At 46.4% G+C, this 21,446-nt stretch carries 25 protein-coding genes and 1 tRNA gene; 19 read left to right on the top strand and 7 right to left on the bottom strand.

Going from position 1 to position 21,446, the window contains the following annotated elements:
- Positions 1-13: 13 nt before the first annotated feature.
- Entirely contained in the window at positions 14-1,234 is a 1,221-nt protein-coding gene (locus M1125_00775) for a replication factor C large subunit (GenBank protein MCL5404364.1), read from the bottom strand.
- Between the two features lie 180 nt (positions 1,235-1,414).
- Between M1125_00775 and uppS the strand changes: the two genes are divergently transcribed.
- The 4 genes from uppS to M1125_00755 all read left to right on the top strand — a co-directional run bounded on the left by uppS (position 1,415) and on the right by M1125_00755 (position 5,498).
- A complete protein-coding gene (gene uppS / locus M1125_00770) occupies positions 1,415-2,122 on the top strand; it encodes a polyprenyl diphosphate synthase (GenBank protein ID MCL5404363.1) in 708 nt (235 codons plus the stop codon).
- A gap of 126 nt (positions 2,123-2,248) precedes the next feature.
- Entirely contained in the window at positions 2,249-4,102 is a 1,854-nt protein-coding gene (locus M1125_00765; protein MCL5404362.1) for a DUF2070 family protein, read from the top strand.
- Between the two features lie 15 nt (positions 4,103-4,117).
- On the top strand, positions 4,118-5,050 hold the full coding sequence (locus M1125_00760) for a hypothetical protein (protein ID MCL5404361.1): 933 nt from the start codon (positions 4,118-4,120) through the stop codon (positions 5,048-5,050).
- 184 nt (positions 5,051-5,234) lie between these two features.
- Positions 5,235-5,498 carry a hypothetical protein gene (locus tag M1125_00755; GenBank protein ID MCL5404360.1) on the top strand — a complete coding sequence of 88 codons (264 nt, stop codon included), beginning with the start codon at positions 5,235-5,237 and terminating at the stop codon, positions 5,496-5,498.
- On the opposite strand, the gene M1125_00750 is transcribed toward M1125_00755, so the two are convergent.
- Positions 5,495-6,538, bottom strand: a complete 1,044-nt coding sequence (locus M1125_00750; protein MCL5404359.1) for a hypothetical protein — start codon at positions 6,536-6,538, stop codon at positions 5,495-5,497. The genes M1125_00755 and M1125_00750 overlap by 4 nt on opposite strands.
- 156 nt (positions 6,539-6,694) lie before the next feature.
- On the opposite strand from M1125_00750, the gene M1125_00745 reads away from it, so the two are divergent.
- The 3 genes from M1125_00745 to M1125_00735 all read left to right on the top strand — a co-directional run bounded on the left by M1125_00745 (position 6,695) and on the right by M1125_00735 (position 8,831).
- Positions 6,695-6,768, top strand: a tRNA-Arg gene (locus tag M1125_00745).
- A gap of 207 nt (positions 6,769-6,975) precedes the next feature.
- Positions 6,976-7,551 carry a LemA family protein gene (locus M1125_00740; protein MCL5404358.1) on the top strand — a complete coding sequence of 192 codons (576 nt, stop codon included), beginning with the start codon at positions 6,976-6,978 and terminating at the stop codon, positions 7,549-7,551.
- 8 nt (positions 7,552-7,559) lie between these two features.
- Positions 7,560-8,831 (top strand): hypothetical protein, encoded by a 1,272-nt coding sequence (locus tag M1125_00735; GenBank protein ID MCL5404357.1) that lies wholly within the window; start codon positions 7,560-7,562, stop codon positions 8,829-8,831.
- A gap of 111 nt (positions 8,832-8,942) precedes the next feature.
- Here the strand turns inward: M1125_00735 and M1125_00730 are convergent, their stop codons facing one another.
- Both M1125_00730 and M1125_00725 read right to left on the bottom strand, forming a co-directional pair.
- Positions 8,943-9,134, bottom strand: a complete 192-nt coding sequence (locus tag M1125_00730; protein ID MCL5404356.1) for a hypothetical protein — start codon at positions 9,132-9,134, stop codon at positions 8,943-8,945.
- 12 nt (positions 9,135-9,146) lie between these two features.
- Positions 9,147-9,362, bottom strand: coding sequence for a hypothetical protein (locus M1125_00725; protein MCL5404355.1), 216 nt, complete (start codon positions 9,360-9,362; stop codon positions 9,147-9,149).
- Between the two features lie 187 nt (positions 9,363-9,549).
- Here M1125_00725 and M1125_00720 point away from each other — a divergent pair, with 187 nt between their 5' ends.
- Both M1125_00720 and M1125_00715 read left to right on the top strand, forming a co-directional pair.
- Complete coding sequence (locus M1125_00720; GenBank protein MCL5404354.1) at positions 9,550-10,089, top strand: DUF488 domain-containing protein; 540 nt, start codon at positions 9,550-9,552, stop codon at positions 10,087-10,089.
- A gap of 28 nt (positions 10,090-10,117) precedes the next feature.
- Positions 10,118-10,681 carry a hypothetical protein gene (locus M1125_00715; GenBank protein ID MCL5404353.1) on the top strand — a complete coding sequence of 188 codons (564 nt, stop codon included), beginning with the start codon at positions 10,118-10,120 and terminating at the stop codon, positions 10,679-10,681.
- Positions 10,682-10,689: 8 nt separating this feature from the next.
- Here M1125_00715 and M1125_00710 read toward each other — a convergent pair whose 3' ends face one another.
- The 3 genes from M1125_00710 to M1125_00700 all read right to left on the bottom strand — a co-directional run bounded on the left by M1125_00710 (position 10,690) and on the right by M1125_00700 (position 12,887).
- A complete protein-coding gene (locus tag M1125_00710; GenBank protein ID MCL5404352.1) occupies positions 10,690-11,085 on the bottom strand; it encodes a DUF302 domain-containing protein in 396 nt (131 codons plus the stop codon).
- A gap of 19 nt (positions 11,086-11,104) precedes the next feature.
- A complete protein-coding gene (locus M1125_00705; GenBank protein MCL5404351.1) occupies positions 11,105-11,368 on the bottom strand; it encodes a hypothetical protein in 264 nt (87 codons plus the stop codon).
- 73 nt (positions 11,369-11,441) lie between these two features.
- A complete protein-coding gene (locus tag M1125_00700; protein ID MCL5404350.1) occupies positions 11,442-12,887 on the bottom strand; it encodes an RtcB family protein in 1,446 nt (481 codons plus the stop codon).
- Between the two features lie 146 nt (positions 12,888-13,033).
- On the opposite strand from M1125_00700, the gene M1125_00695 reads away from it, so the two are divergent.
- Genes M1125_00695 through M1125_00650 form a run of 10 tightly spaced genes read left to right on the top strand, consistent with a single transcriptional unit; the run spans position 13,034 to position 21,444 of the window.
- Entirely contained in the window at positions 13,034-13,261 is a 228-nt protein-coding gene (locus M1125_00695) for an ATPase (protein MCL5404349.1), read from the top strand.
- 30 nt (positions 13,262-13,291) lie between these two features.
- Positions 13,292-13,867, top strand: coding sequence for a V-type ATP synthase subunit E (locus M1125_00690; protein MCL5404348.1), 576 nt, complete (start codon positions 13,292-13,294; stop codon positions 13,865-13,867).
- Positions 13,864-14,919: a V-type ATPase subunit gene (locus M1125_00685; protein ID MCL5404347.1), complete on the top strand. Its 1,056-nt coding sequence runs from the start codon at positions 13,864-13,866 to the stop codon at positions 14,917-14,919. The genes M1125_00690 and M1125_00685 overlap by 4 nt, the downstream gene beginning before the upstream one ends.
- 5 nt (positions 14,920-14,924) lie before the next feature.
- Positions 14,925-15,260, top strand: a complete 336-nt coding sequence (locus M1125_00680) for a hypothetical protein (protein ID MCL5404346.1) — start codon at positions 14,925-14,927, stop codon at positions 15,258-15,260.
- Entirely contained in the window at positions 15,260-17,017 is a 1,758-nt protein-coding gene (locus tag M1125_00675; protein MCL5404345.1) for a V-type ATP synthase subunit A, read from the top strand. Before M1125_00680 ends, M1125_00675 begins: the two co-directional genes overlap by 1 nt.
- Before the next feature lie 4 nt (positions 17,018-17,021).
- Positions 17,022-18,422: a V-type ATP synthase subunit B gene (locus M1125_00670; protein MCL5404344.1), complete on the top strand. Its 1,401-nt coding sequence runs from the start codon at positions 17,022-17,024 to the stop codon at positions 18,420-18,422.
- Complete coding sequence (locus M1125_00665; protein ID MCL5404343.1) at positions 18,403-19,035, top strand: V-type ATP synthase subunit D; 633 nt, start codon at positions 18,403-18,405, stop codon at positions 19,033-19,035. The genes M1125_00670 and M1125_00665 overlap by 20 nt, the downstream gene beginning before the upstream one ends.
- Complete coding sequence (locus M1125_00660; protein MCL5404342.1) at positions 19,016-19,198, top strand: hypothetical protein; 183 nt, start codon at positions 19,016-19,018, stop codon at positions 19,196-19,198. Before M1125_00665 ends, M1125_00660 begins: the two co-directional genes overlap by 20 nt.
- On the top strand, positions 19,198-19,515 hold the full coding sequence (locus M1125_00655; GenBank protein MCL5404341.1) for a hypothetical protein: 318 nt from the start codon (positions 19,198-19,200) through the stop codon (positions 19,513-19,515). Before M1125_00660 ends, M1125_00655 begins: the two co-directional genes overlap by 1 nt.
- Entirely contained in the window at positions 19,516-21,444 is a 1,929-nt protein-coding gene (locus tag M1125_00650) for a V-type ATP synthase subunit I (GenBank protein ID MCL5404340.1), read from the top strand.
- Positions 21,445-21,446 lie beyond the last annotated feature (2 nt).

The following is a 21,446-nucleotide window of genomic DNA, read 5'->3' as shown; positions in this document are numbered from 1 at the left end:
CTTGGCTGCGCGCTTATGCTGAAGACTTTATGAATTCGATGTCTTTTTCAGAGAGCTCGTAATGCGTTTCAAAAAAGTCGTAGATTTCATTTTTCTTGCCCATCGCTTCGTTCTGCTTCGCAATCATTGCAAGAATTGGCACATAGTACTCCAGTATCTTCCGGGTGCTCTCGTGTATGCGCCTTTTGAGCTTTGCAGCTATCTCGGCGCTGGAGGCTCGCGATCCCTTTGAGGAGCTTAGCGACTTTATGGTATGCGGGAATTCATACCTGTTAGACATTTGCGGGTAAAAGCTCTTTGCTAGGGCAACGCCGCTGGACATTAACACATTCGTATAGCGCCAGTAGGTATAGTACTGCGAGCGCGAAGCCTTGTTAAAGTATATTGATGCGCAGGATAGGCTCGCGTATGCGTTGCGTATGTCATGCATATCGCTATACCTGTTAGGTATGTTCTGGTCAATCCACTTGAGTAGCATGTCATTCGAATCCTCTGCATTGGTTATGGCTCTCAGCGGAGCTGAAAGCGTGTTGGACATGAATATCTTGTCCAGCGTTGAGAATATGTACTCCTTCCTGTCCCTAAGGCCGATGTAGTCAAGAGCGTCAGCGCTGGCACCCGATACTGCAAACATGTCATTTATCGCGCTTCTTACGTCGCCGCTTGACCTTGCAGCTATTGCACGCATTACGTCTGCTGCTGGCTTTATGCTGAGCCTGGCAGATATGCGTTCAAGTACCCTTTCTATTACAAAAGGCTTTGGCTTCTTAAACTCCACAGGGGTGCAATGGCCCCTCAGAAAGGAGATTTTCTGGTCCCAGACGTCATTTGCAATGAAGATTATTGGGTTTTTTGAAGTATTTATCAGGTCTAGGATTGCAGAGGATGCGCCTTTGTCAAATTTTGCACTTATGTCGTCTATCTCATCTAGCAGTATCAGATTCATCTTATTGAAAAGGCTGCGCGATTGCGACGCTGCGCCAAGAATTTTCTTTATGGAATCCTTGTCCCTGTAATCGCTGGCATTCAATTCTATCAGGTTCCATTTATACTCAGCAGCAAGCAGGCGAGCCGATACGCTTTTCCCGACTCCTGTAGGCCCGAACAGAATCAGCGGCTTTTCGAGCGTGCCGGAGTTTGCTTTGCTAGCAAAGCTGCGCATTGCAGCTATTGCCTGGTCTTCTCCAAGCACCTCGTCCAATGAGCCTAGCTCGTAGAATGCATTATAGTCCATTTTTACCGCTTTTGCCAAAACCAAAACTGCGGAGTGCTGCCCAATGCGCATTGCCAGCATTCACAGAAATACATTATTTATAGTACTTAGCGTTAAGTTATTAAATAAGTTAGTTAAAAGAGATACGAGTTAATAAATATTAATTCATATAAATATATTAGGGCGTAGACCGGTGCAATCATGATACGTGATGATTTAAGGCTGCCGCAGCATTTGGCCTTGATTCCCGACGGAAACAGGCGTTGGGCAAATCGGAATAAGTTGAATTTGTTTAGGGGCTATAGCTACGGCATAAGCAAATTCGTGGACTTCTCATGCTGGTTGAGCAAGATAGGGGTTAAAAGCCTGACTGTATGGGCGCTTTCTACGGAAAACATACAGAAAAGGTCGCAAAACGAGCTCAAGGTTCTTTACCAGCTTTACATAAGGGCATCAAAGGACAAGAGGATGCTCAAAATGCTTGCAGATAACAAGGCGCATGTGAAGTTCATAGGAGATCGCAAGCTTTTGCCGGCAAAGGTTAACCAGGCATTCAAGTCCATAGAAGAAAGGACAAAGAAGTACAATGACTTTTATATAAACATACTGGTGGCTTATGGCGGCAGGGAAGACATACTGCATGCGGTAAGGAGGCTCGTCGCCAAGGGCGTTTCGCCTGCAAACATGAATTATGATGAAATAAAGCAGAACCTTAGGACATCTGCGCTTGAAGATCCTGACCTGATAATACGTACTTCAGGGGAAAAGAGGCTTTCCGGGCTGCTGCCATGGCAGTCATCATATTCTGAGCTTTACTTCAGCAAAAAATATTGGCCAGACTTCACTAAAAAGGACCTGCAGAAAGCAATAAGCGAATACTCGAGAAGGAAAAGGAGGTACGGGAAGTAATGCGCAGGCTTTGTGCGTTTCAAAAAACTTATTAAATACAAAAGCCCAAGTATCTCTGGGCAATCCTCAACAGCATGGAATTCCGGCTCGCTATAAGAATAGATCTTCATTTACTGCGATGTTATTATGGAGAACAAGAGCTATAAGGGCGCACTCAAGCACGTAAGCTTATTTTCGAAAAACCTGCCGAATGCGCTTAGGCTTTTCGCAATACTTGTAGTAGTGGGCCTGGTAGTTGGCGTGCTCAGCGCATACATAGTGCACCATTCCGATGCCTTATACACAATCCCGTACATACTAATAAACGGGCTTGTCGGGGGCCTCATAGCCATAATCATCCCTACAACCATAACGATATTCATTTACAAGGGGATGAGGACCTATATACGCTCGAAGTACATAGTATTCGTCTCGCTGCTTGCAGAGACCACGTATGCAATCTTCATGGTGCTTTCTGTTGCCGTATACTTGATATCAGGCTCTTACGCGCTGAGCATAGTAACGATAATAGTAGGCGACGCAAGCATTTTCGCGTGGTGGCTCTTTGTCAACAAGCTGATGATGAACAGATATAAGAACGCATCGCTGTTCTCGCTGATACAGCCAACGCTTAACCTTATATTTTTCCTGCCTGCAAGCGGCATAATATTCAACCGCACAATACCGCTGGGGCTGCTTCTGATAAAGCTCTACGCTGGAATATTCATATTCCTGGTGATAAGCTATATAATAATATATTTGATAGATTCGCCGATAAAAAGGAGCCTTGGATTCAGCGGTGTTGACATATTCGCACAGATGCTGCAGAACTGGCTTTTCAGCATAAATATAGCACTGCCTGATAGGAAATCGAAAAACAGCTTTGGGGTTCGCACCGACATAACGGTAAAGGCAATTACGATAAGGTCAGGAGGCAAGCTTGATTCCGTTTTCTTTGTGCCGCAGATACACTTCGGGCCTGTCGGCACCTTGGGCAGCAGCAATTTCCCGTACCTTGTGGAAAAGTATGGAAATTCGAAGTACAAGGCAAGCGTCTTTGTACTTCACGCAGCAGTCAATGAGGATTACAATGCAGTATCGTCGGACCAGTTCATGCAGGTCAAGCGCGCATTCGAAGCTGTGATAGACCAGCAGGAAACACATGCAGAGAACAGCGAATTCGGCTATTATTACGGGGAAAGCAATGGGGCCATGGTAAAGATACTGAAATTCGGAAAATGCGGCCTGATTACCCTGACCAGGGCGCCGAAAGTCACAGAGGACATTACGCCAGAAGCTGCAGCAGTGATTGAAAAGGCGCTTGAGAAGATTGTAGAAGCCCCGATACTTGTTGACGCGCATAATTCAAGGTTTGAGTCTGCGCCTGCCGAGGAGCTTGAATCAGTAAAGTTCAATTCAAAGATCCTTAATGATTACCTGGCAGCAATCGATTCAATAAAAGCCCCACTTGCGTCTTCGAAGGAGCTCCTCTTCGGCTCGAAATCGCTTAATGCCTATGTTGCGCTTGGGGAGCCTGCGGATGTTGCACCGGGGAACATAAATGCGTCTGTATTTGGCATAGGCGGAAAGAAATTCGGCATTATAGCATTCAACGCAAACAATATGAAGCCAGCTTTTAGGGAAGCCATAATAAGCCATGTACGCGACAAATTTGGCATAGAAGCTGAAGTGTATACGACCGACACGCACTACATAAATTCGATGAGGGAGACTGCAAGCAACGTGCTTGGCAGGCACACTAAATATAGGAGCTTGGAAAAGCTGGTTGACGAAGCGGTTAATGGAGCGCTTAAACAGCTTAAGCATGCTGATGTGGCATATAAAAGCACTGTAATAAAGAACTTTTATATTTGGGGCATAAACCAAAGGGAGAAGATGATGACTTCCCTTGATTCCATGATAAGCCTTGCGAAGGTGCTTGTGCCTACAATAATAGCTGCGGGATTCCTGGTTGCTGCCTGGATAATAAATTTGATTTGAACGAATGGCGCTTTGATGATCATCGATTACCTAATAATAGCGGTATTGTTTCTTCTTGGGATTGCGCTCTCGCGATTTGCAAAAAGAAATTTGATGTCAGTATTTCTGGCTGTTATAGTCATACTGATTATTCCAGCCTTTGGTTATAACCAAGTCCATATTACAATGTTTTTAATTTCTGTGCTTGCGGCATATGGGCTGGCGTTTTTCTATACAAAAATCAGTATGCTTTCCTACATATTCTTGGCAGTACTTGCTGCAGAATACGTTGCAACGGCCTTTTTGGGCCTTTATGCTTATCCCATAATGCTTGGGTTCGGGCTTGGGGCTGCTGCGGTCCTGCTGGATTATAGCGATGAAAGGAAAAGCGTGAAGAGCGCGTATGCCAACCGCAAGAAGGTCATTGAGATAAACAGGGACATGTTTCAGCTTGCCCTAGCTGCGATAATCCTTGTTGTCTTGGGCGTTTTCGGCAGGCTATACGGGCTTTACATATTGTTCGGGCTTGAACTTCTTGGGGTTTTTGGGCTGCTTACCGCCTGGAATTCGAAGTATCATCTTGGGTTTTTCAGAAGCCTGAAAAAGGAGGAGCAGGTTTACGAGCATGGGGCTCTTTTCCTTGCAGCTGGGCTGAGCATACTGCTCGGGTTGCTGCATCAGTTCAACTTTGAAGTATTTGGAGCCATACTGCTGCTTGTTTGCGATCCGCTTGCAACAATATTCGGATTGAAGCTCGGTAAGATAAAGCTGGCATATAACAAAGAAAAGAGCCTTTTTGGAAGCCTGGCGTTCTTCGTCGCAGGCGCGATAGCTGGATTTTTGCTGGTTGGATACATAGGAATAGCGATTGCCGCGATAATCGCAGTGGTGGAAGGATTGAGAAGTGGAATTGATGATAATATACTTATAGCAGTTTCCTATGGGATTCTGGCGCTGCTGGTGGTCTGAGCGCATGCTTTTAAACAGCTTGGATTATGCGCTCACTGCCACTAATGACGCATTTTCGGATTTCTTTAAAAACCTTTGTTTGAATAAACTATTTACAACTTGTTTAAGGGGTGTATTTTTGATAAAACAGAGAGGATTTAGTCTTTATGATGTGGAAGCTTTTCTTAAGGATGCTGGTGCTGAGATGATAAATGAGAACGCAGTGACGTCTCTTGAAAAAGAGATGGAGGATACGATAAAAGAGCTCGTCAGTGAAGCTTCCGTGTACGCTAATTATGCAGGCAGAAGCAAGCTCATAAGAGCCTCTGACATGGATTTCATAGCTGATAAGAATAAGTTCAATGGCGGCAAAACTGTAATATATGCGAATATCCTGCGCAGGAAGGCCAATAGGAAGAGGCGCACTGAAATGCATGGAGTGCGCAGGCACGCGCTTAGCAGCATTTAAAGCAGCGAGAATGATTTAAGCACAAACGCCAGCGCTATGAAGCCGAATTCTACAAACCACATGTAAAGCGATATCTCCCACTCCTTGCATTTCTTCATATTCATGATAAGGTGGGTCCAGCTGTATATCTTCTTCCCGTATGGAGGCGCGAATGTGCCATCATGCTGGAGCTCGCCCATGTCCCTTGTTTTAAATTTCCTGCGCGCATGGAGTATGAACTCGATTATCCACGGCATGAATATTATTATCCCAAAGGATTCCATATTGCCTAGTATCATGTCTGCTATTATTGCTGCACCGAAGAAATAGGTAAAGCTGTCCCCAGGTATCATTTTGGCAGGATATATGTTGAACAGCGCAAACACAAGCATTGATGCGAACAATACCGCAGATATCAGCGTTCCTGTGTACGTGCCGAAAAATATGCTGTAGATGAGCAGCCCAAGGATGGCAATTGTGCCTGTGCCTGTGGCTATGCCGTCAAACCCTCCAAGCAGGTTGAAGGCGTTTGCGCCGAACATTATGGCAAGGGGCACTATGACTAATGGGTAAAATATTGAGAATGCAATGTTTCCTACAAAAGGTATCCTAATTACTGAAACCCCTGCATTGATGGCCATCAGCGGTATCGCGCCCATGAACGTAAGCACTGGCTTCTGCCATTGCTTGAGGCCGGTCCATGAGCCTTCTTTATCCTTTGTCTCATGCGATTTGCCGATCCGTATATTTATGTCATCTATAAATCCCACTATTGTTATAAGCAGTATGGATGTCATTATCCCGAAAAGGTCGGATATTGAAGCAATTGGCGTATAGAAATTGAAGCTTGCGCCGAATATGTATGTGAATATGCCTATGCTAAATCCGAATGCTATGCCGAATCCTACGCCCGTCGCTATGACTGGCTTGCTTTTTTTATTATGGTCCACAAGCGTTATGCCTGAGGAACCCATGTACTTTATCAGAAATTTGGTCGCTACTGCCGTGATTATTGCCGCTACGATCGAGGGAACCAGTATTGTCATATAAGTATGAAACATGCATGCGCCTTAATCTTTTAACGAAGTATAGATTTATATCAAAAAGTATCTTATAAATCTTTTGTTTTCTTTTGAGATTTTGATAAGAATTTTAAGATAATGTGGCTTTAATAGAATATTTAAACATGAGCAGACAAATTTGTGATTGTCAGACATGCCCCTGTAGTATAACTTGGATAGAACACGAGCTTGCGGAGCTTGTGACCCGGGTCCAAATCCCGGCAGGGGCGTATATCACAGGTTTAAAAGCTAACACCATTACCTTTATTATGTTCACTGTCGATGGCGGTTATCAAAGAATGCCTACGCTTTCCCTCGACACATCAAGGCAGTAGGCGTTAAGCTTCGTGCTGTTAGCCCTACCCTGATAAACGGTATCTGCAGAGGTTTCATAGCTAAATTTTTATACCTATATTGTATAGCTATAGCATGATTAAATGAGTCTGCTGCTGTATGCCATAGTCGGCCTTGCTGTGATAATAATAGCTGGGCTGGTAATAGTAATATACAACTCTTTAGTTGCATTGAGGAACAACGCAAAGAAGGCCTGGGCCGACATAGATGTGCTCCTCGAGAAGAGGCATGACGCCCTTGGCAAGCTCATAGACGCGGTAAGCGGCTACATGAAGTACGAGAAGGGACTCATGACGCAGCTCACGCAATTGAGAAGCCAATGGATGGATCTGCCCCAAGGGGACGTTCAGGCAAAGATGAATGCGTCTAATCAGGTATCCTCTGCGCTCAAGAGCGTATTTGCAGTAGCGGAGAACTATCCTGACCTCAAGGCGAACAACAGCTTCATACAATTGCAGCAGAGCATACTGACCCTCGAATCGCAGATAGCCGACAGGAGAGAGTTTTACAACCAATCGGTTACTGACTTGAACATACGTATACAGCAGTTCCCATATAATCTGCTTGCCGGAGCAATGGGCTTTTCTGCAATGACTCTGTTCCAAGTGCCAGAAGAGGCAAAGGCAGATGTCAAGATAAATTTTGACATGCATCAGTAGGTTTTAGCATGGCGAAGTTCAATGGCACCTGGAACACGTACGCAAACAAAATGAAAACACCCGTTGTCGCAGTGCGCGCAGATTTTGCCAATGCAGATCCAAAGGTTTTAAGCCAGCATGAGCATATCGACGCACCCACAACCAAAAGAAAGCCCCCCACTTTTGCAATAATCTCTGTGGTCCTGATAATAGGGGGCATAAGTCTATTATTCGGCAGCGCGATTTTAGGCGGCAACGCCAATTCAATCAACCCAACTACGTTCCTATACCCAACAGTACTAATCCTCGCCGCGATACTGATAGCGATTGGAGTTCTGTATCTAGGTTTCTCATATTTTGCAGTTCATATGATGGTCGCCAATACGCCAGTCGCAAAGATGGACTCCACATCAACTGGCTTCTACATACTCGAAGCAAAGCTCGAATCTGAGAGCGGAAACACGATAAACACTCCGCTAACCAGGGCAAAATGTACATTCTACGACGTTTCCCTATTTGCCTATTATGTGACGCAGCAAGGCGGTTCTTCGCACACAGTAACAGATTTTCTTGGCTCGTATTGGAAAGGTGAAGCGACCTACCTTACTGACGGCACAGGCTATACTGCCCTGTCACTCGAGAAGGTGAATGGCTTCCTTCCGAAATCAAATATTTACATGTTATACGATAATAGCGGGAAGCCAATTAAAATAAATTCAAAAGAACTGGGGCTTGTCCAGCAGGCCAGACTCAAGATGTCAGATAACATTGCCGCCCTTGGCAATATGCTAGAAGATGCCAGAAACTCTGGAACAGACCTAAGCCTTGATGCAATAACTGGCAGCACAGGAATCAGTATTGTACCAATAGGTAGCAAACGGATGGTCCCGAAAGCAGGTTACTACTATCTTATAGAGTCTTACCTACCAGTTGATCAGAGCTATGCAGCTGCAGGTTACGTGGAACATACAGACGAAACGCTGCACGGCAAGCCGGTTAATGTGATGATACGGGATACAAGCAATACAAACATTTTTTCAATGATTGAAGGCAAGAAGAGTTCGCTTTCCAAGAAAGAGTTCAGAAATTCCATGGTTTCATTTGCGTTTGCTGCTATAATCGTGCTGCTTCTGGCATGGCTTGCTCCAGTACACAGCATGTATTCGTGCCTCGTGCTTGAGACAAACAGCAGCGGCGTATACTGCCACTACATAAATGGTAGCATCATTGAACTCTCGGGACATATATCGTCGCAGCACTACACGGCAACCATTCCACCGGCTCCATCTCATTCAAGATAACCAGTGTCAACAGAATGACATTATGTTGGCGATTGGCAGTCCAGCAGGGGCGGCGCTGATAACAATTTCTTGCTTCAAAAAATCCATGCTCTTTGCTTTCCGTGCGCAAAACTACTTCGATTCGGGATACTCTTTCATGAATAGCGAAACTGCGAGGAATATCATGCTAAGGACAAATTCAAACAGTATCAGTTCAACCTCGGTAAATGTGCCTCCTGCTTTCCAATAAGCTATCGCGCTTGTCGCCCACGCTATTATCAAACCGGCACCGACACCACGGACATAATATTTTCTTATTTTCATTGCTTCGCTCCTTTATTTTGACCTAATCCTTACGCTTAAGTACGCTATCGCGCTAGTGACCCATGTGATTGTGAGTCCAATTCCTACACCACGCAAATAAGAGTTATCCCTAAAATGGCCAATCGTGTAAAGTATCACGCTCAAAACGAGCTCAAGCATTATGAGTGCCAATATGAGCTTCGGATACGTGTCTATTGCGCCGATATTGGTCTTTATCTTTTCTGGCATTTGATTACCGTGCCTGCATTCTGCATTGACATATGCTTGAAATAGTTATTTATGGCAGTAGGATGCTGCTCTGTGTTGTTTACACCTTGTGCGATCGTATTTTCTTCTGCATCAAAGAGAAAACAAAATTCTTTCCTGTTATAAATAATTGCAATAAGTGTTAATATAAGTTGTGAGACATGCTATTATGCCTAAAAGCCAGAACCCAATATATGCATTGGGCTATTCAAACCTCGAAATATCAAAGTTCATAAAAATTCTCAAGTCACATTCGGTTGACATGCTTGTTGATGTTCGAACAATTCCGAAATCAAGGCACCAGCCCGATTTCAATGAGGCAAGGCTTTCATCTCGGCTGAAGAGGAACGGCATAGAATACGTGCATTTCAAGGAGCTCGGGGGCCTGAGGAAGCCATCGAAAGGGTCAGTGAATATTGGGTGGAGAAACGAAAGCTTCAGGGGATTTGCAGACTACATGCAGACCAGGGCTTTCGCCAGCGCCATATTGAAGCTCATAGGGCTCAGCAGGAAACACACTCTTGCTATGATGTGCGCCGAGGGCAACCCGTTCAGGTGCCACAGGTCGCTCATTGCTGATGCTCTCATAGTAAGAGGAAGAAAGGTTTATCACATATCAGGTATTTCTGGGTCAAGGCCGCACGAGCTTACATCGTTTGCCAAGGTAAAAGGAACCAAGATAACATATCCCAAAAGCCGACGCGCTTAGGGCTGTGCCAATCAATGCGGGTGTTGTTTTGAAATACAAAAATATACGCTACAAGCTGTCAAAGAATGCGTTGATAATGTTCGTAGGCATAAATCCCCATCCGGGCTCCTACGAGAGGGGTGTCCCATTCTCGAACAACAAGATGTTCTGGTACCTTCTCAGCAGAGCCAATATAATAGACGAGCCTCCTGCGCTTCTCAAAGACGATTCTGAGCTAATGGAGATGTATGAAAAAAGGTTTGCCAAAAAGTATCGGCTCAACTTCATAAACCTGATAGACAGGCCTACTGTCGATGTTTCAAAGCTCAAAAGATCTGAAGCAGCTTATGGAATAAGGCGAATGCTCAGGGCAGTGAAAACTTACAGGCCTATGGTTGTGTGCTTCATAGGAAAGGTGACTTATCAAATGTTTGATGGCTCAGTGATTCAGGGCTATGGCCAAAAAGGAACGCTTTTAGGAGCAAAAGTCTATTTATGCCATTTCCCAATAAGGGGCTACGCATCCATAAGGGTAAAAGAGCTTAGAAGAATCATGAAAATCGCAAAGGAGCTTGACACAAAAAAGAGCGATTTGCATGATGATTGCACATAAGGATATTTTCAGGCCTTGCCCGCCGCTTCCATTACTATAGCATTGAGCAGCCCTGAAAGCTTGTTTATCAAGTCAAGGTTGTCATTGAGCTTGTGCTCCTTGGCCAGGTGCAGCGGATTGTAATAGCGAAGCGCTGTTTTGCCGTCCTCACTGCTTATAAGCAGCCTTAGAGGTAGGTCTATCGCTATGCTGGGCCTGTCCTGCATAAGCTTGGTGCCTGCTTCTGGATTGCCAAAAATTATTACAGTGGCATTGCCCATTTCCATGCCAACGCTTTCTGCATTTTTCTTATGGTCCAGAATTGCGAAAATTCGTATGTTGCGCTTTTCTATGGCCTCCACTGCCCTTTCGAGCACGGTTTCGAAAGCGTCGTCGCTGGTAACCTTTATTAGCCCGTCAACCATTGAAACACCAGAGTTGGGGTCATTTGCCCTTGCTGTGCTTGGGGAGCGAGAATATTACCTCGTTAATCTTCTCTTGGGAGTCTTTCTTGAGCACTTCGCTTTTCCTTATTATGAAGTTGTTGCCTCCTGATTTCTGCGCCACTTCATATATGTGCTTTATATAAAGAAGCAGTGCCTCCTTATTTTTCTTTTTTATCTCACGCTTATAGGCTTCGCAAGCCACGCACGTATGCCTACGCTTCCCAGGCTCTGTATGCAGGCTTATGATTATCCTGTCTTCCATCTCCCTTACCCAATTTTTAAATACTATATATGGCTATTTCGTTATATTTATAGCTTTGTCATGCACTGCATTGCTAGCCCTTTGCAACTCCTATAGGCAGCAGCTGCGCCACGATCTTTGTTATGCCTGCGCCTGCCACGCTTGCCACCACGTCATCGACGTTCTTGTATGCCAGCTCGGATTCTTCGCTTACGAGTTTCCTGTCCCTGACCCTTAATTCTATGTGCTTGTCGCGCATGCTTCCAAGTGTCTTGGATGCAGGTATCTCTCTTATGGCTTGGTGCCTCGACATAAGCCTGCCAGAGCCATGACATGAGGAGCCGAAGCTCTGCTTCATAGCGCCTTCAAGGCCTGCAAGGACGTAGCTTGAGGTCCCCATGCTGCCAGGTATAAGGACGGGCTGCCCGTAGTCCCTGTATATTTTTGGTATTTCTGGCCTTCCTGGCGCAAACGCCCTTGTGGCGCCCTTCCTGTGCACTATCAGCTTCATCCTCCTGCCCTCGACATCGTGCTCCTCCTCTTTTGCTATGTTGTGCGCGACATCATATACAAGGTGCATGCCCAAAGCATCCCAGCTCTTGGAAAACACTTTTTCAAAGCTTTTGCGTATGGAGTCCATCATTACCTGCCTGTTTGCGAATGCGAAGTTAACAGCGCATTTCATCGCTTTGAGGTAATCTTCAGACTCCTTTGAGCCTATATGCGCGTAGCTTAGCTCTGGATCTACCAGCCTTATGTTGTTCTTTGCGCTATAATCATTGAGCACCCTTAGGTAATCGCTGCACACCTGGTGGCCGTAGCCCCTTGAGCCGCTATGGACCATTACAACAACCTGGTCTTCCCAGAGGCCGTAGGCCTTTGATGTTGCTGGATCCAGAATCCTTCCAACGCGCTGCACCTCAAGGAAATGGTTGCCGGCCCCAAGCGTGCCTAGCTGTGGGGTGCCGCGCTTCTTTGCCAGGTCGCTTACCCTGTCAGGATCAGCGCCATCCATGCAGCCATTTTCTTCCATCCTTTCAAGGTCCTCGCTGACGCCAAAGCCATGCTTTATGACCTGGGCTGCGCCCTCTATGGCGACCTTTTCTATATCGCTTCTTGTAAAGCCCTTGCTTGCCTTGCTTCCGACGCCGCTTGGAACCATGCTGAAAAGCGTGTCCATGAGTTCGCCGAGCCTTGGCCTAACTTCCTCAAAGCTCAGGTCTGTCCTTATAAGCCTGACGCCGCAATTTATGTCAAAGCCTATGGCGCCTGGCGATATTATGCCATCGTCTGCAGGGAAGGCTGCAACGCCACCGACCGGGAAGCCGTAGCCCTCGTGCCCGTCAGGCATTACTAGCATGTGCTTCACCATTGTCGGAAGCGTAGTGGCATTCATTGCCTGCTGCATTGTACGATCCCTTTGCATTGATGATATTATGCTGCTGTTGGCAAATATCCTTACAGGCACCATGTTATCTGGATTGCCTGCATGCTGGATCTCCCACGTGAACTCGTTGATTTTGTTAATCTTAACTTCCATGCTCATGGCCTCTAACCGCTATTATAATGAATTTATAAAGGTATCGCACGCAAACATATATGAATTGTATTGTATAAATAGTTTAATTCATTCGTACTAAATTTTATGTTTTGCAATTTAGATTTATTATTAAATGGTGAAAATATATGGTAGTGGCAGTAAGTCCATTATACGCTGTTGCTGCATCGATAGCAATAGCCGGGGGCCTTATAGGCACAGGAATGGCGCAGCAGGGAATAGGTGCTGCTGGAATGGGTATAATAGCAGAAAAGCCGGAAAAATTCGGCCAGGTCCTATTCTTCTTCGTAATACCAGAGACATTGTGGATCATTGGCTTCGTCTTAGGGCTCATACTGCTGTTGCAGATACTTTGATGTGCGGCAGGCAATTAGCACGGTAATAGAATGGGTCTCGAAGAGATAATAGATGATATCGAAAAAAAGAAACAGCTGGAGACTGACAGGCTCATTGGCGATGCGCGTGCGCAGGCTTCCGAAATAATAAAAGCTGCCAAAGATGCTGCTTCAAAAAAGTCTAAGGAGATACTTGACGCCGCGGACCTTGAAGCAAAGCAGATAAAGGCCAGGGAGCTTTCAAAGGCGAACATAGAGGCCAAAAGGCTCGTGTATTCTGCAATGCAGGAAAGCTTTGACAATGCATACAAAGAGCTGCGGAAGAACATCGCGAGCTACTTAAAAAGCAGCCAGTACAAAGCCCTTCTTTTGAAGCTTTACAATACCGCATTGGATGAAATAGGCGAAGGCTGCACGGTGTATGTGCGCAAGGATGACATTCAGGCTTTGGAAGGGCTAAAGCGCAAAGCAAAGATACTCGACGCAGGAAGCGCATTTGCCGGAGGACTTATTGCAGTGTCTGCAGACGGCAAGAAGGAACTTGATTACAGCATGAACAGGATACTGGAGATTATAAAGCCAAGGATGTACTCCAAGCTGCTTAAGCTTATAACGGGATCGGAATGAGCGATTCTACGTATACGGGCAAGTATGGCGCTCTCAAAGCGCTTTCGACATTGATGCTCAGCCAAAAGGGCATTGAGCAGCTGGTAGGCAAGGATACCGATGACATGATGAAGACCCTGTCAGAAACAGATTACAAAAGCGAGATAGACAGCCTCTCCGGACTGTACAAGATGCCTGACTTAATCGAAGCTGTGCTTAACCTGAAATTTTCTAGGAGGGTAAACAAGGCTTACGCAGCCATGCCTCCGACGGCCAGGCCTTTTGTCGAGGCGTATATAAGGAAGTTCGACATCGAGAACATAAAAGCGCTGCTATCGGCAAAAGCCCTTGGCTACAGCATATCGCAGACAGGCGAATTTTTCGTTCTTTCAGGCAACCCTATAGGCGTGCTTGCAGGCAGCATAGGAGCGCACGAATATGCAAGGATGATGGAGCTTAAGGATGTAGAGACTGTAGTCAACCACCTGGCGCGGTTCGGGTACGGCACCGCCCTGATGTCCCACATCGACGATTATATCAAGACTAAAAGCCTGAGCAGCATGATGCTGGAGCTTGATCTCTACTATTATTCACGGCTTCTGGAAACGCTTAAGTTCTACAAAGGCGACGAGGGCACCGTATACGGCTATGTCACTGCGCTGATAGATTCAAAGAACATAGTTGTCGCCGCTAAAAGCAGGTATATAGACCCGGCAGCAGAGCCGCTGCTCATACCTGGCGGAAAACTTTCCAAGCAGCAGGTTATAGATGCAGTTTCTGGCAAGGACGTGCGATTCCCTGGCTTGCCTGACAGCCAAGGCCTTGCAGACGCTATACACAAGTATTTTGAAAAAGGCATGGCATCAGACCTGGAACTGTATTTCAGGCGCGCGCTTTACGACAAATACATGCCTTTATTCGCTTCTTTCACGGCTTCTTTGCCGTTCATGCTCGGCTACATCATAAGGGCAGAGACAGAGCGCAACAGCCTGCGTTCTATATTCCTGACCAGGTATTATGGCATAGACTCAGCCTCTGCAAACAGGTTTGTAATGGGGACAAATGCTTCGTGAGCTTCATGGCAATCCAGGATTTCGGAAAGATAGCTGTCGTAGGCGAAAGGGAAATGGTGCTTGGTTTTAAGCTTATAGGGATAAAGGACGTTTTCATAAGCGAAGGCAAAGAGGCTGCAGCCAAGCTTTCAGAGCTGATGGGCTTGAAGGAGTACGATTTGATAATCTCATCGTATGATGTAAGGAAGAGCATGGGCCAGCAGGCAGTCAAGCTTGCGGAAACCATGCTGAAGCCCTTGGTAGTGTTTATACCCTCTGAGAATGAAAATGCAGGGTCTGGCGAATCCGTGGGCGATATCGCTAAGAGAGTGCTTGGCATAGACATATACAAGAATGGTTGATTCAAATGGCTGGTTCAATATATAGGGTTTCAGGCCCGGTTGTCATAGCAAAGGGACTGGAAAACCCCAACATGTATGACGTTGTGCGCGTGGGCGAAGAGGAGCTCATAGGCGAGATAATAAAGCTGGAAAATGGCAATGCCACAGTGCAGGTGTACGAGGATACGAGCGGCCTAAGGCCAGGGGGCATAGTGAAAAGCACAGGCATGCAGCTTTCGGTAAAGCTCGCCCCAGGACTCATGGGCTCTATATTCGACGGCATACAAAGGCCGCTTGACAGGATAAGGGAGGCAAGCGGGGATTTCATAGCCAGGGGCATCAACGTTGAGCCCTTGGACAACAAAAAGAAATGGCACTTCATGCCTTCAGTAAAGGCAGGGGATGCAGTAAAGCAGGGCGACATCCTTGGCGAAGTAGAAGAGACCAGTGCCGTAAAGCATAGGATAATGGTACCATACGGCATTTCAGGCAAGATAGCCAGTATAGACGAAGGCGATTATACAATAGATGAGAGCATAGGCACTATCTCCACAGATAAGGGCGACGTGGAGGCAAAGATGGCACAGACATGGCCAGTCAGGGTGCCAAGGCCAGTGCTGGATAAGATGGGCATGGACATGCCGCTGGTTACAGGGCAGCGTGTAATAGATTCGCTGTTCCCAGTGGCAAAAGGCGGCACTGCGGCAGTGCCAGGGCCTTTCGGCTCAGGGAAAACAGTCATACAGCACCAGCTGGCGAAATGGTCTGACGCAGACGTGATAGTATACGTTGGCTGCGGCGAGCGCGGAAACGAGATGACCGAGATACTTACAACCTTCCCAGAGCTTAGCGACCCCAGAAGCGGGAAGCCGCTCATGGACAGGACCATACTCATAGCAAACACCTCGAATATGCCTGTAGCTGCCAGGGAGGCAAGCATATACACTGCAATAACAATTGCGGAATACTACAGGGACATGGGATATGACGTTGCATTAATGGCAGACAGCACTTCTAGATGGGCCGAAGCCCTTAGGGAAATTTCTGGAAGGCTTGAGGAAATGCCAGGCGAAGAGGGCTATCCTGCTTATCTTGGAAGGAAGATTGCAGAGTTCTACGAGAGGGCCGGAAGGGTCCACGTTCTTAACAATAGAATAGGCTCCATAACGGCGATAGGGGCCGTATCGCCACCAGGCGGGGACATATCTGAGCCGGTATCTCAGAATACCCTTAGGGTTACAAGAGTGTTCTGGGCACTTGATGCGTCACTTGCAAATTCAAGGCATTTCCCATCGATAAACTGGCTGAACAGCTATTCGCTTTACGCTGATGACCTGTCAAAGTGGTACACGGAAAATGTCAGCCCAGAATGGCATGACACATACGAGAAAGCGATGAGGACACTGCAAAGGGAAGCAGAGATAAATGAAATAGCGCAGCTTGTGGGCTATGACGCGCTGCCGGAAGCAGACAAGGCTGTATTGGACACTGCAAAAAGCATAAGAGAGGATTTCCTGCAGCAGAACGCATTTGACGAAGTGGACTCCTATTCATCGATAAAAAAGCAGTACCTGATGCTTAAGAGCATACTCAAAGTCGGCGAAGAGGAACAGCTTGCAGTAGAAAGGGGCATAACAACAGAATCGATTGCAAAGGTGGAAGTAAAACAAAAGCTTGCAAAGATGAAATTTGTAAAGGAGGCCGACATCCAGAAGTATTACGAAGATGTGGTAAAGTCTGCCGAAGAGATAAGAAAGATCAAGGTTATTGAGGAATGATGCAATGAGCGACGTTTATTACAAGACAATAAACCAGATAACAAGCGTGCTTTTGTTCGTAACAGGGATAGAGGATGCTGCTTATAACGAGATAGTGGAAATAAAGCTTGACGACGGGCGCTTGATTACCGGCCAGGTGCTTGATACACGAGGCAATCTTGCGATCGTCCAGTCATTCGGCGAGACCAGGGGCATGAACACCGAAAATACTGCAGTCAGATTCACTGGCAATACGGCAAAGCTCAGGCTGAGCGGAAATATAATGGGACGCATACTAAACGGCATGGGCGAACCCAGGGATGGCGGGCCGGCGCTTTACGAAGGGGACGAGTTTGATATAAACGGAAGCGCAATAAATCCGTATTCAAGGGAGGAGCCATCCGAATTCATAGAGACCGGAATTTCCACCATAGACGGGATGAACACGCTAGTAAGGGGGCAGAAGCTTCCTATATTCTCGGCTTCAGGCCTGCCCCACAATAGGCTTGCCGCGCAGATCGCCAGGCAGGCGAAACTGCTAAATAAAAATGAGAACTTCAGCGTAGTTTTCGGCGGAATAGGGATAAACAGCGAGGAGGCAAACTTCTTCAAAAAGGAATTCGAGGAAACAGGCGCGATAGACAGGACCGTAATGTTCCTGAACCTGTCATCGGATCCTTCGATGGAAAGGATAATACTCCCAAGGCTTGCTTTGACAACCGCAGAGTACCTCGCATACGAAGAGGGAATGCATGTGCTGGTTATACTGAGCGACATGACAAACTACTGCGAGGCCCTCAGGGAGATTTCGGCCGCGAGGCAGGAGGTTCCTGGCAGGAGAGGCTTCCCTGGCTACATGTATACTGATTTATCTACAATATACGAGCGTGCAGGAAAGATAAAGAACAGGAAAGGCTCAATAACGCAGGTGCCAATACTTACAATGCCTGGCGACGACATCACACACCCGATACCAGACCTCACAGGATACATAACTGAAGGCCAGATTGTGCTGAGCAGGGACCTGTACAGAAAGGGCATATACCCAAATGTCGATGTGCTGCTATCGCTTTCAAGGCTTATGAATCAAGGAATAGGCAAAAGCAGCACGAGGGAGGACCATAGGGGCGTAGCAGACCAGCTATATGCCGCATACGCTAAAGGGAAGGACCTTAGGAACCTTACAGAGATAGTTGGAGAGGAGGCGCTAAGCAAAGGCGACAAGGCGTACCTGAAATTTGCCGACAGCTTTGAGGACAAGTTTGTGAACCAGGGTTATTATGAGGACAGGAGCATTGAGCGCACCCTTGACCTTGGATGGGAGCTGATGGCCGGAATAGAAAAGACCGAGATAAAGAGGATAAAGGAGGAATTCATAAAAAAATTTGGCAAGTGGGAGGAGCAAGTTGGCACAGACAAACATTAAGACTACGCGTTTGGAGCTCATAAAGACACGAAACCGCATAAAGATAGCGGCAAAAGGGCTTAACCTGCTCAAGATGAAAAGATCAAGCTTGGTGCTTGCATTCTTCGATTTGGTTAAGCAGATAAGGGAGATGAGGGGCAACATGCTTGAAAGCATACGGTCCGCAAAGGACAGCATAAGGCTTGCTGAGATAATGTCCGGCAGAATGACGCTGGAACGCGTTGCCGCGGAAATATCAGAAACAGGTGCCAAGGCTTCATCAAAGAACATAATGGGAGTAAAGATACCGAGCCTCGAGATAAACAAGCAGTATGCCGCAAACATAGAATACGAGCTGGTTTCCACGTCAGCTTCTATAGATGACGCAAGGATGCGTTACGACGAACTTTTCAAGATGCTCATAGAAGTTGCCGAAAAGGAAAATTCGCTGAGGAGGCTGCTCCATGAGATCGAGAAGCTTAACAGGCGAAGCAATGCGATAGAAAATGTTGCAATACCAAGGCTCATGGAAAAGGCGGACTATATAAAGCAGAGGCTTGATGACATGGAACGCGACCAAATAGTCTCGATCAAATTCATAAAGGGTAAGATAAATGCACAAGGAGAGAAGTAACTACGCGCTTGACAAGATACTGCACAGGAACGGCATTTCAGTGAGTTATGACAGCGCAGCGGTATCCAGGTTCCTGAAGATCTATTATTTCATATTTTATTTCAACATAGCGGCTGCGTTAGCGATAATCATATTCGTGCTTATAATTGCGGGTGTTTTATGATGAGCGAATACGGAGTTTTGGAAAAAATAAAGGATAGCGAAGATTCATATTCAAAGGCTGTCGAACTGGCGAAAAAGGATTCGGAGAACATAATAAAGGCTGCAAGGATGCAGGCGGAGATAATAATGCATGATGCCGTAGAGTCGGCGAAAAGCAACGCTGACAGCATAAGGGCAAATGCCATAAAAGAAGCAGACATAGAAAGCAAATCCATAATAGAAAAGTATAAAACCAGCATAGCTGGCTTTTCAGTTCCGGGTAAGGACAGCATTCTTGCTGCAATGCAGCAAGCGATCAAGGAGCACTTTGGTGTATAAATGCTTTTGAAGCCGGCCAAGATGGAAAGGGAACGCATAATATTCCCGAAAGACCTGCAGCATGAGGTAGTCGGGGCGCTTCATGATACTGGAGTGATGCAGATAGAGTACCTGCCTGAAAGGGCGCTGCAGCTGCTTGCCGGCGGAAGCCTGGAAGACTACAAAGAGATAAGCGATTACGCCCAAAGGTTCAGGAGCCTTGAGGGGATGCTTGATGCATACGAGACCGAAGCCACTTTTACGTTTGCCACGCTTGAGGATTTGATGGCTAAGGCCAATCAAATAGACATTGACGAGAAGGTGGTAGGCATAAAGAGCGAACTGGGCAAGCTTTCCGACGAAATGAAAGAGCACGAAAGCATGCTTTCGATGCTTAAGAAAATGCCCAGGATAAAGCATGACCTTCGCATATTCTCTTCGGAGCGCATTGTATCGTTCCTTGTTTTCGGGAGGGAGCTGGAAAAATTCAACGCTGAAGTGCATTCAAAGGTGGAGGACTGCGTAGTGATCAAAGGAGAGTACTCAACTATAATAAGCATGAAGAAGGACTTTGAGCAGAGCTTCGGCACGTATGCCAAAGGCCTGAAGCTGACAGTTGAGCTCATACCGAAGCTTGAAGGCACGCTTGCAGCAAACGAGGCTGACGAAGAAAAGAAGATAGGCGAATTGAAGGGCAGGATAGAGCTGCTTGAAGCCGATATGCGCAATATTTCCGAGGTTTATTATCCGATAGTAAGCGCTATAAGGGAACAGCTGGACATAGAGGTAGAAAGGGCCGAAGCCGCAGCAAAATTTGGCGTGAGCAAGTCCGTAATAGCTATAGAAGGATGGATTCCTGAAGAGGACGTGGACAGATTGCATAAAGCAATCAAGACAGTCACCGGCGGCAAATTCCTGATGGAGAAGATAAGCACAAAGGAGCTGCCACCGACAAAGATGGAAAACCCAGTGACAACAAAACTTTTTGAGTTCTTCATAAAATTTTATTCCCTGCCAAAAAGCAATGAAATAGACCCGACGCTGATATTTGCAGTCGTGTTCCCCATATTCTTTGGCTTTATGATCGGCGACGCAGGCTATGGCGCAGTTATGCTCCTGGGTGCGTTCTGGCTTTTGAGAAGGCTTGGGCAGAAAAAGAAGAATGCAAAAAGCCACTTCCCGAAGGCAATAAGCAATTTTGTGCATACCATCGTAAGCGATAATGGCCTGAAGATACTTGCAAAATCAATAATTCCAGGTTCAATAATAGCGATTGCGCTTGGCGTCGTATTTAACGAGTACTTTGGTTTCCAGCTGCCTTACACTGCACTGTTCAATGTAGAAACAGGGCTTCCGACGCTTCTTGTGCTATCCGGCTGGATAGGCGTATTCATGGTCTCGTTCGGGTTTGTGCTTGGCTTCCTAAATAAGCTTGCAATAGGGAACAAAAAGCTTGCTGCAGGAAGAATAGGTTGGCTTATGGCCGCGTGGGGCATAGTCATATTCGGCCTGGCGGTGCTGCACAGGGAGCCGCTCGGCCTTTCAAACGCCTATGCAGTGCTGTCGTATTTCCTGCTTATAGGCGGGGTTGCAGTGTTCCTGGTTGCAGAAGGCTTCGAATCCCTTATGGAGCTGCCATCGCTCATAAGCCACATACTCTCATACACCAGGCTCATAGGCATATTGCTGGCTTCTGTAATCCTGGCGCAGGTCATAGACTTCATATTCCTTCATGCAATAAAGCATTCAATAGTTTTGGCCATAGTCGGTATTGTAATACTGCTGCTGGGGCAGCTCTTTAACATAGCAATAGCGCTTTTCGAACCAGGCATACAAGGCGCCAGGCTTATATACGTGGAGTTCTTTTCAAAATTCTTCTCGGGCAATGGAAACGAATTCAGGCCGTTTACCAGCAGGAGGAGGCACACAAAAAGCGGGATAGAATTATAAGA

This window comes from Candidatus Marsarchaeota archaeon, from assembly GCA_023485295.1.
Lineage (GTDB): Archaea > Micrarchaeota > Micrarchaeia > Micrarchaeales > Micrarchaeaceae > Micrarchaeum_A.
The sequence above is the reverse complement of the archived record's forward strand: the minus strand, read 5'-3'. Positions and strand labels throughout refer to the sequence as shown.

Excerpts from the sequence above, each read along its gene's own strand:
- M1125_00775 (MCL5404364.1), bottom strand. The coding sequence starts at position 1,234 with ATGGACTATAATGCATTCTACGAGCTAGGCTCATTGGACGAGGTGCTT.
- uppS (MCL5404363.1), top strand. The coding sequence starts at position 1,415 with ATGATACGTGATGATTTAAGGCTGCCGCAGCATTTGGCCTTGATTCCC.
- M1125_00765 (MCL5404362.1), top strand. The coding sequence starts at position 2,249 with ATGGAGAACAAGAGCTATAAGGGCGCACTCAAGCACGTAAGCTTATTT.
- M1125_00760 (MCL5404361.1), top strand. The coding sequence starts at position 4,118 with ATGATCATCGATTACCTAATAATAGCGGTATTGTTTCTTCTTGGGATT.
- M1125_00755 (MCL5404360.1), top strand. The coding sequence starts at position 5,235 with ATGATAAATGAGAACGCAGTGACGTCTCTTGAAAAAGAGATGGAGGAT.
- M1125_00750 (MCL5404359.1), bottom strand. The coding sequence starts at position 6,538 with ATGTTTCATACTTATATGACAATACTGGTTCCCTCGATCGTAGCGGCA.
- M1125_00740 (MCL5404358.1), top strand. The coding sequence starts at position 6,976 with ATGAGTCTGCTGCTGTATGCCATAGTCGGCCTTGCTGTGATAATAATA.
- M1125_00735 (MCL5404357.1), top strand. The coding sequence starts at position 7,560 with ATGGCGAAGTTCAATGGCACCTGGAACACGTACGCAAACAAAATGAAA.
- M1125_00730 (MCL5404356.1), bottom strand. The coding sequence starts at position 9,134 with ATGAAAATAAGAAAATATTATGTCCGTGGTGTCGGTGCCGGTTTGATA.
- M1125_00725 (MCL5404355.1), bottom strand. The coding sequence starts at position 9,362 with ATGCCAGAAAAGATAAAGACCAATATCGGCGCAATAGACACGTATCCG.
- M1125_00720 (MCL5404354.1), top strand. The coding sequence starts at position 9,550 with ATGCCTAAAAGCCAGAACCCAATATATGCATTGGGCTATTCAAACCTC.
- M1125_00710 (MCL5404352.1), bottom strand. The coding sequence starts at position 11,085 with ATGGTTGACGGGCTAATAAAGGTTACCAGCGACGACGCTTTCGAAACC.
- M1125_00705 (MCL5404351.1), bottom strand. The coding sequence starts at position 11,368 with ATGGAAGACAGGATAATCATAAGCCTGCATACAGAGCCTGGGAAGCGT.
- M1125_00700 (MCL5404350.1), bottom strand. The coding sequence starts at position 12,887 with ATGGAAGTTAAGATTAACAAAATCAACGAGTTCACGTGGGAGATCCAG.
- M1125_00695 (MCL5404349.1), top strand. The coding sequence starts at position 13,034 with ATGGTAGTGGCAGTAAGTCCATTATACGCTGTTGCTGCATCGATAGCA.
- M1125_00690 (MCL5404348.1), top strand. The coding sequence starts at position 13,292 with ATGGGTCTCGAAGAGATAATAGATGATATCGAAAAAAAGAAACAGCTG.
- M1125_00685 (MCL5404347.1), top strand. The coding sequence starts at position 13,864 with ATGAGCGATTCTACGTATACGGGCAAGTATGGCGCTCTCAAAGCGCTT.
- M1125_00680 (MCL5404346.1), top strand. The coding sequence starts at position 14,925 with ATGGCAATCCAGGATTTCGGAAAGATAGCTGTCGTAGGCGAAAGGGAA.
- M1125_00670 (MCL5404344.1), top strand. The coding sequence starts at position 17,022 with ATGAGCGACGTTTATTACAAGACAATAAACCAGATAACAAGCGTGCTT.
- M1125_00660 (MCL5404342.1), top strand. The coding sequence starts at position 19,016 with ATGCACAAGGAGAGAAGTAACTACGCGCTTGACAAGATACTGCACAGG.
- M1125_00655 (MCL5404341.1), top strand. The coding sequence starts at position 19,198 with ATGAGCGAATACGGAGTTTTGGAAAAAATAAAGGATAGCGAAGATTCA.
- M1125_00650 (MCL5404340.1), top strand. The coding sequence starts at position 19,516 with ATGCTTTTGAAGCCGGCCAAGATGGAAAGGGAACGCATAATATTCCCG.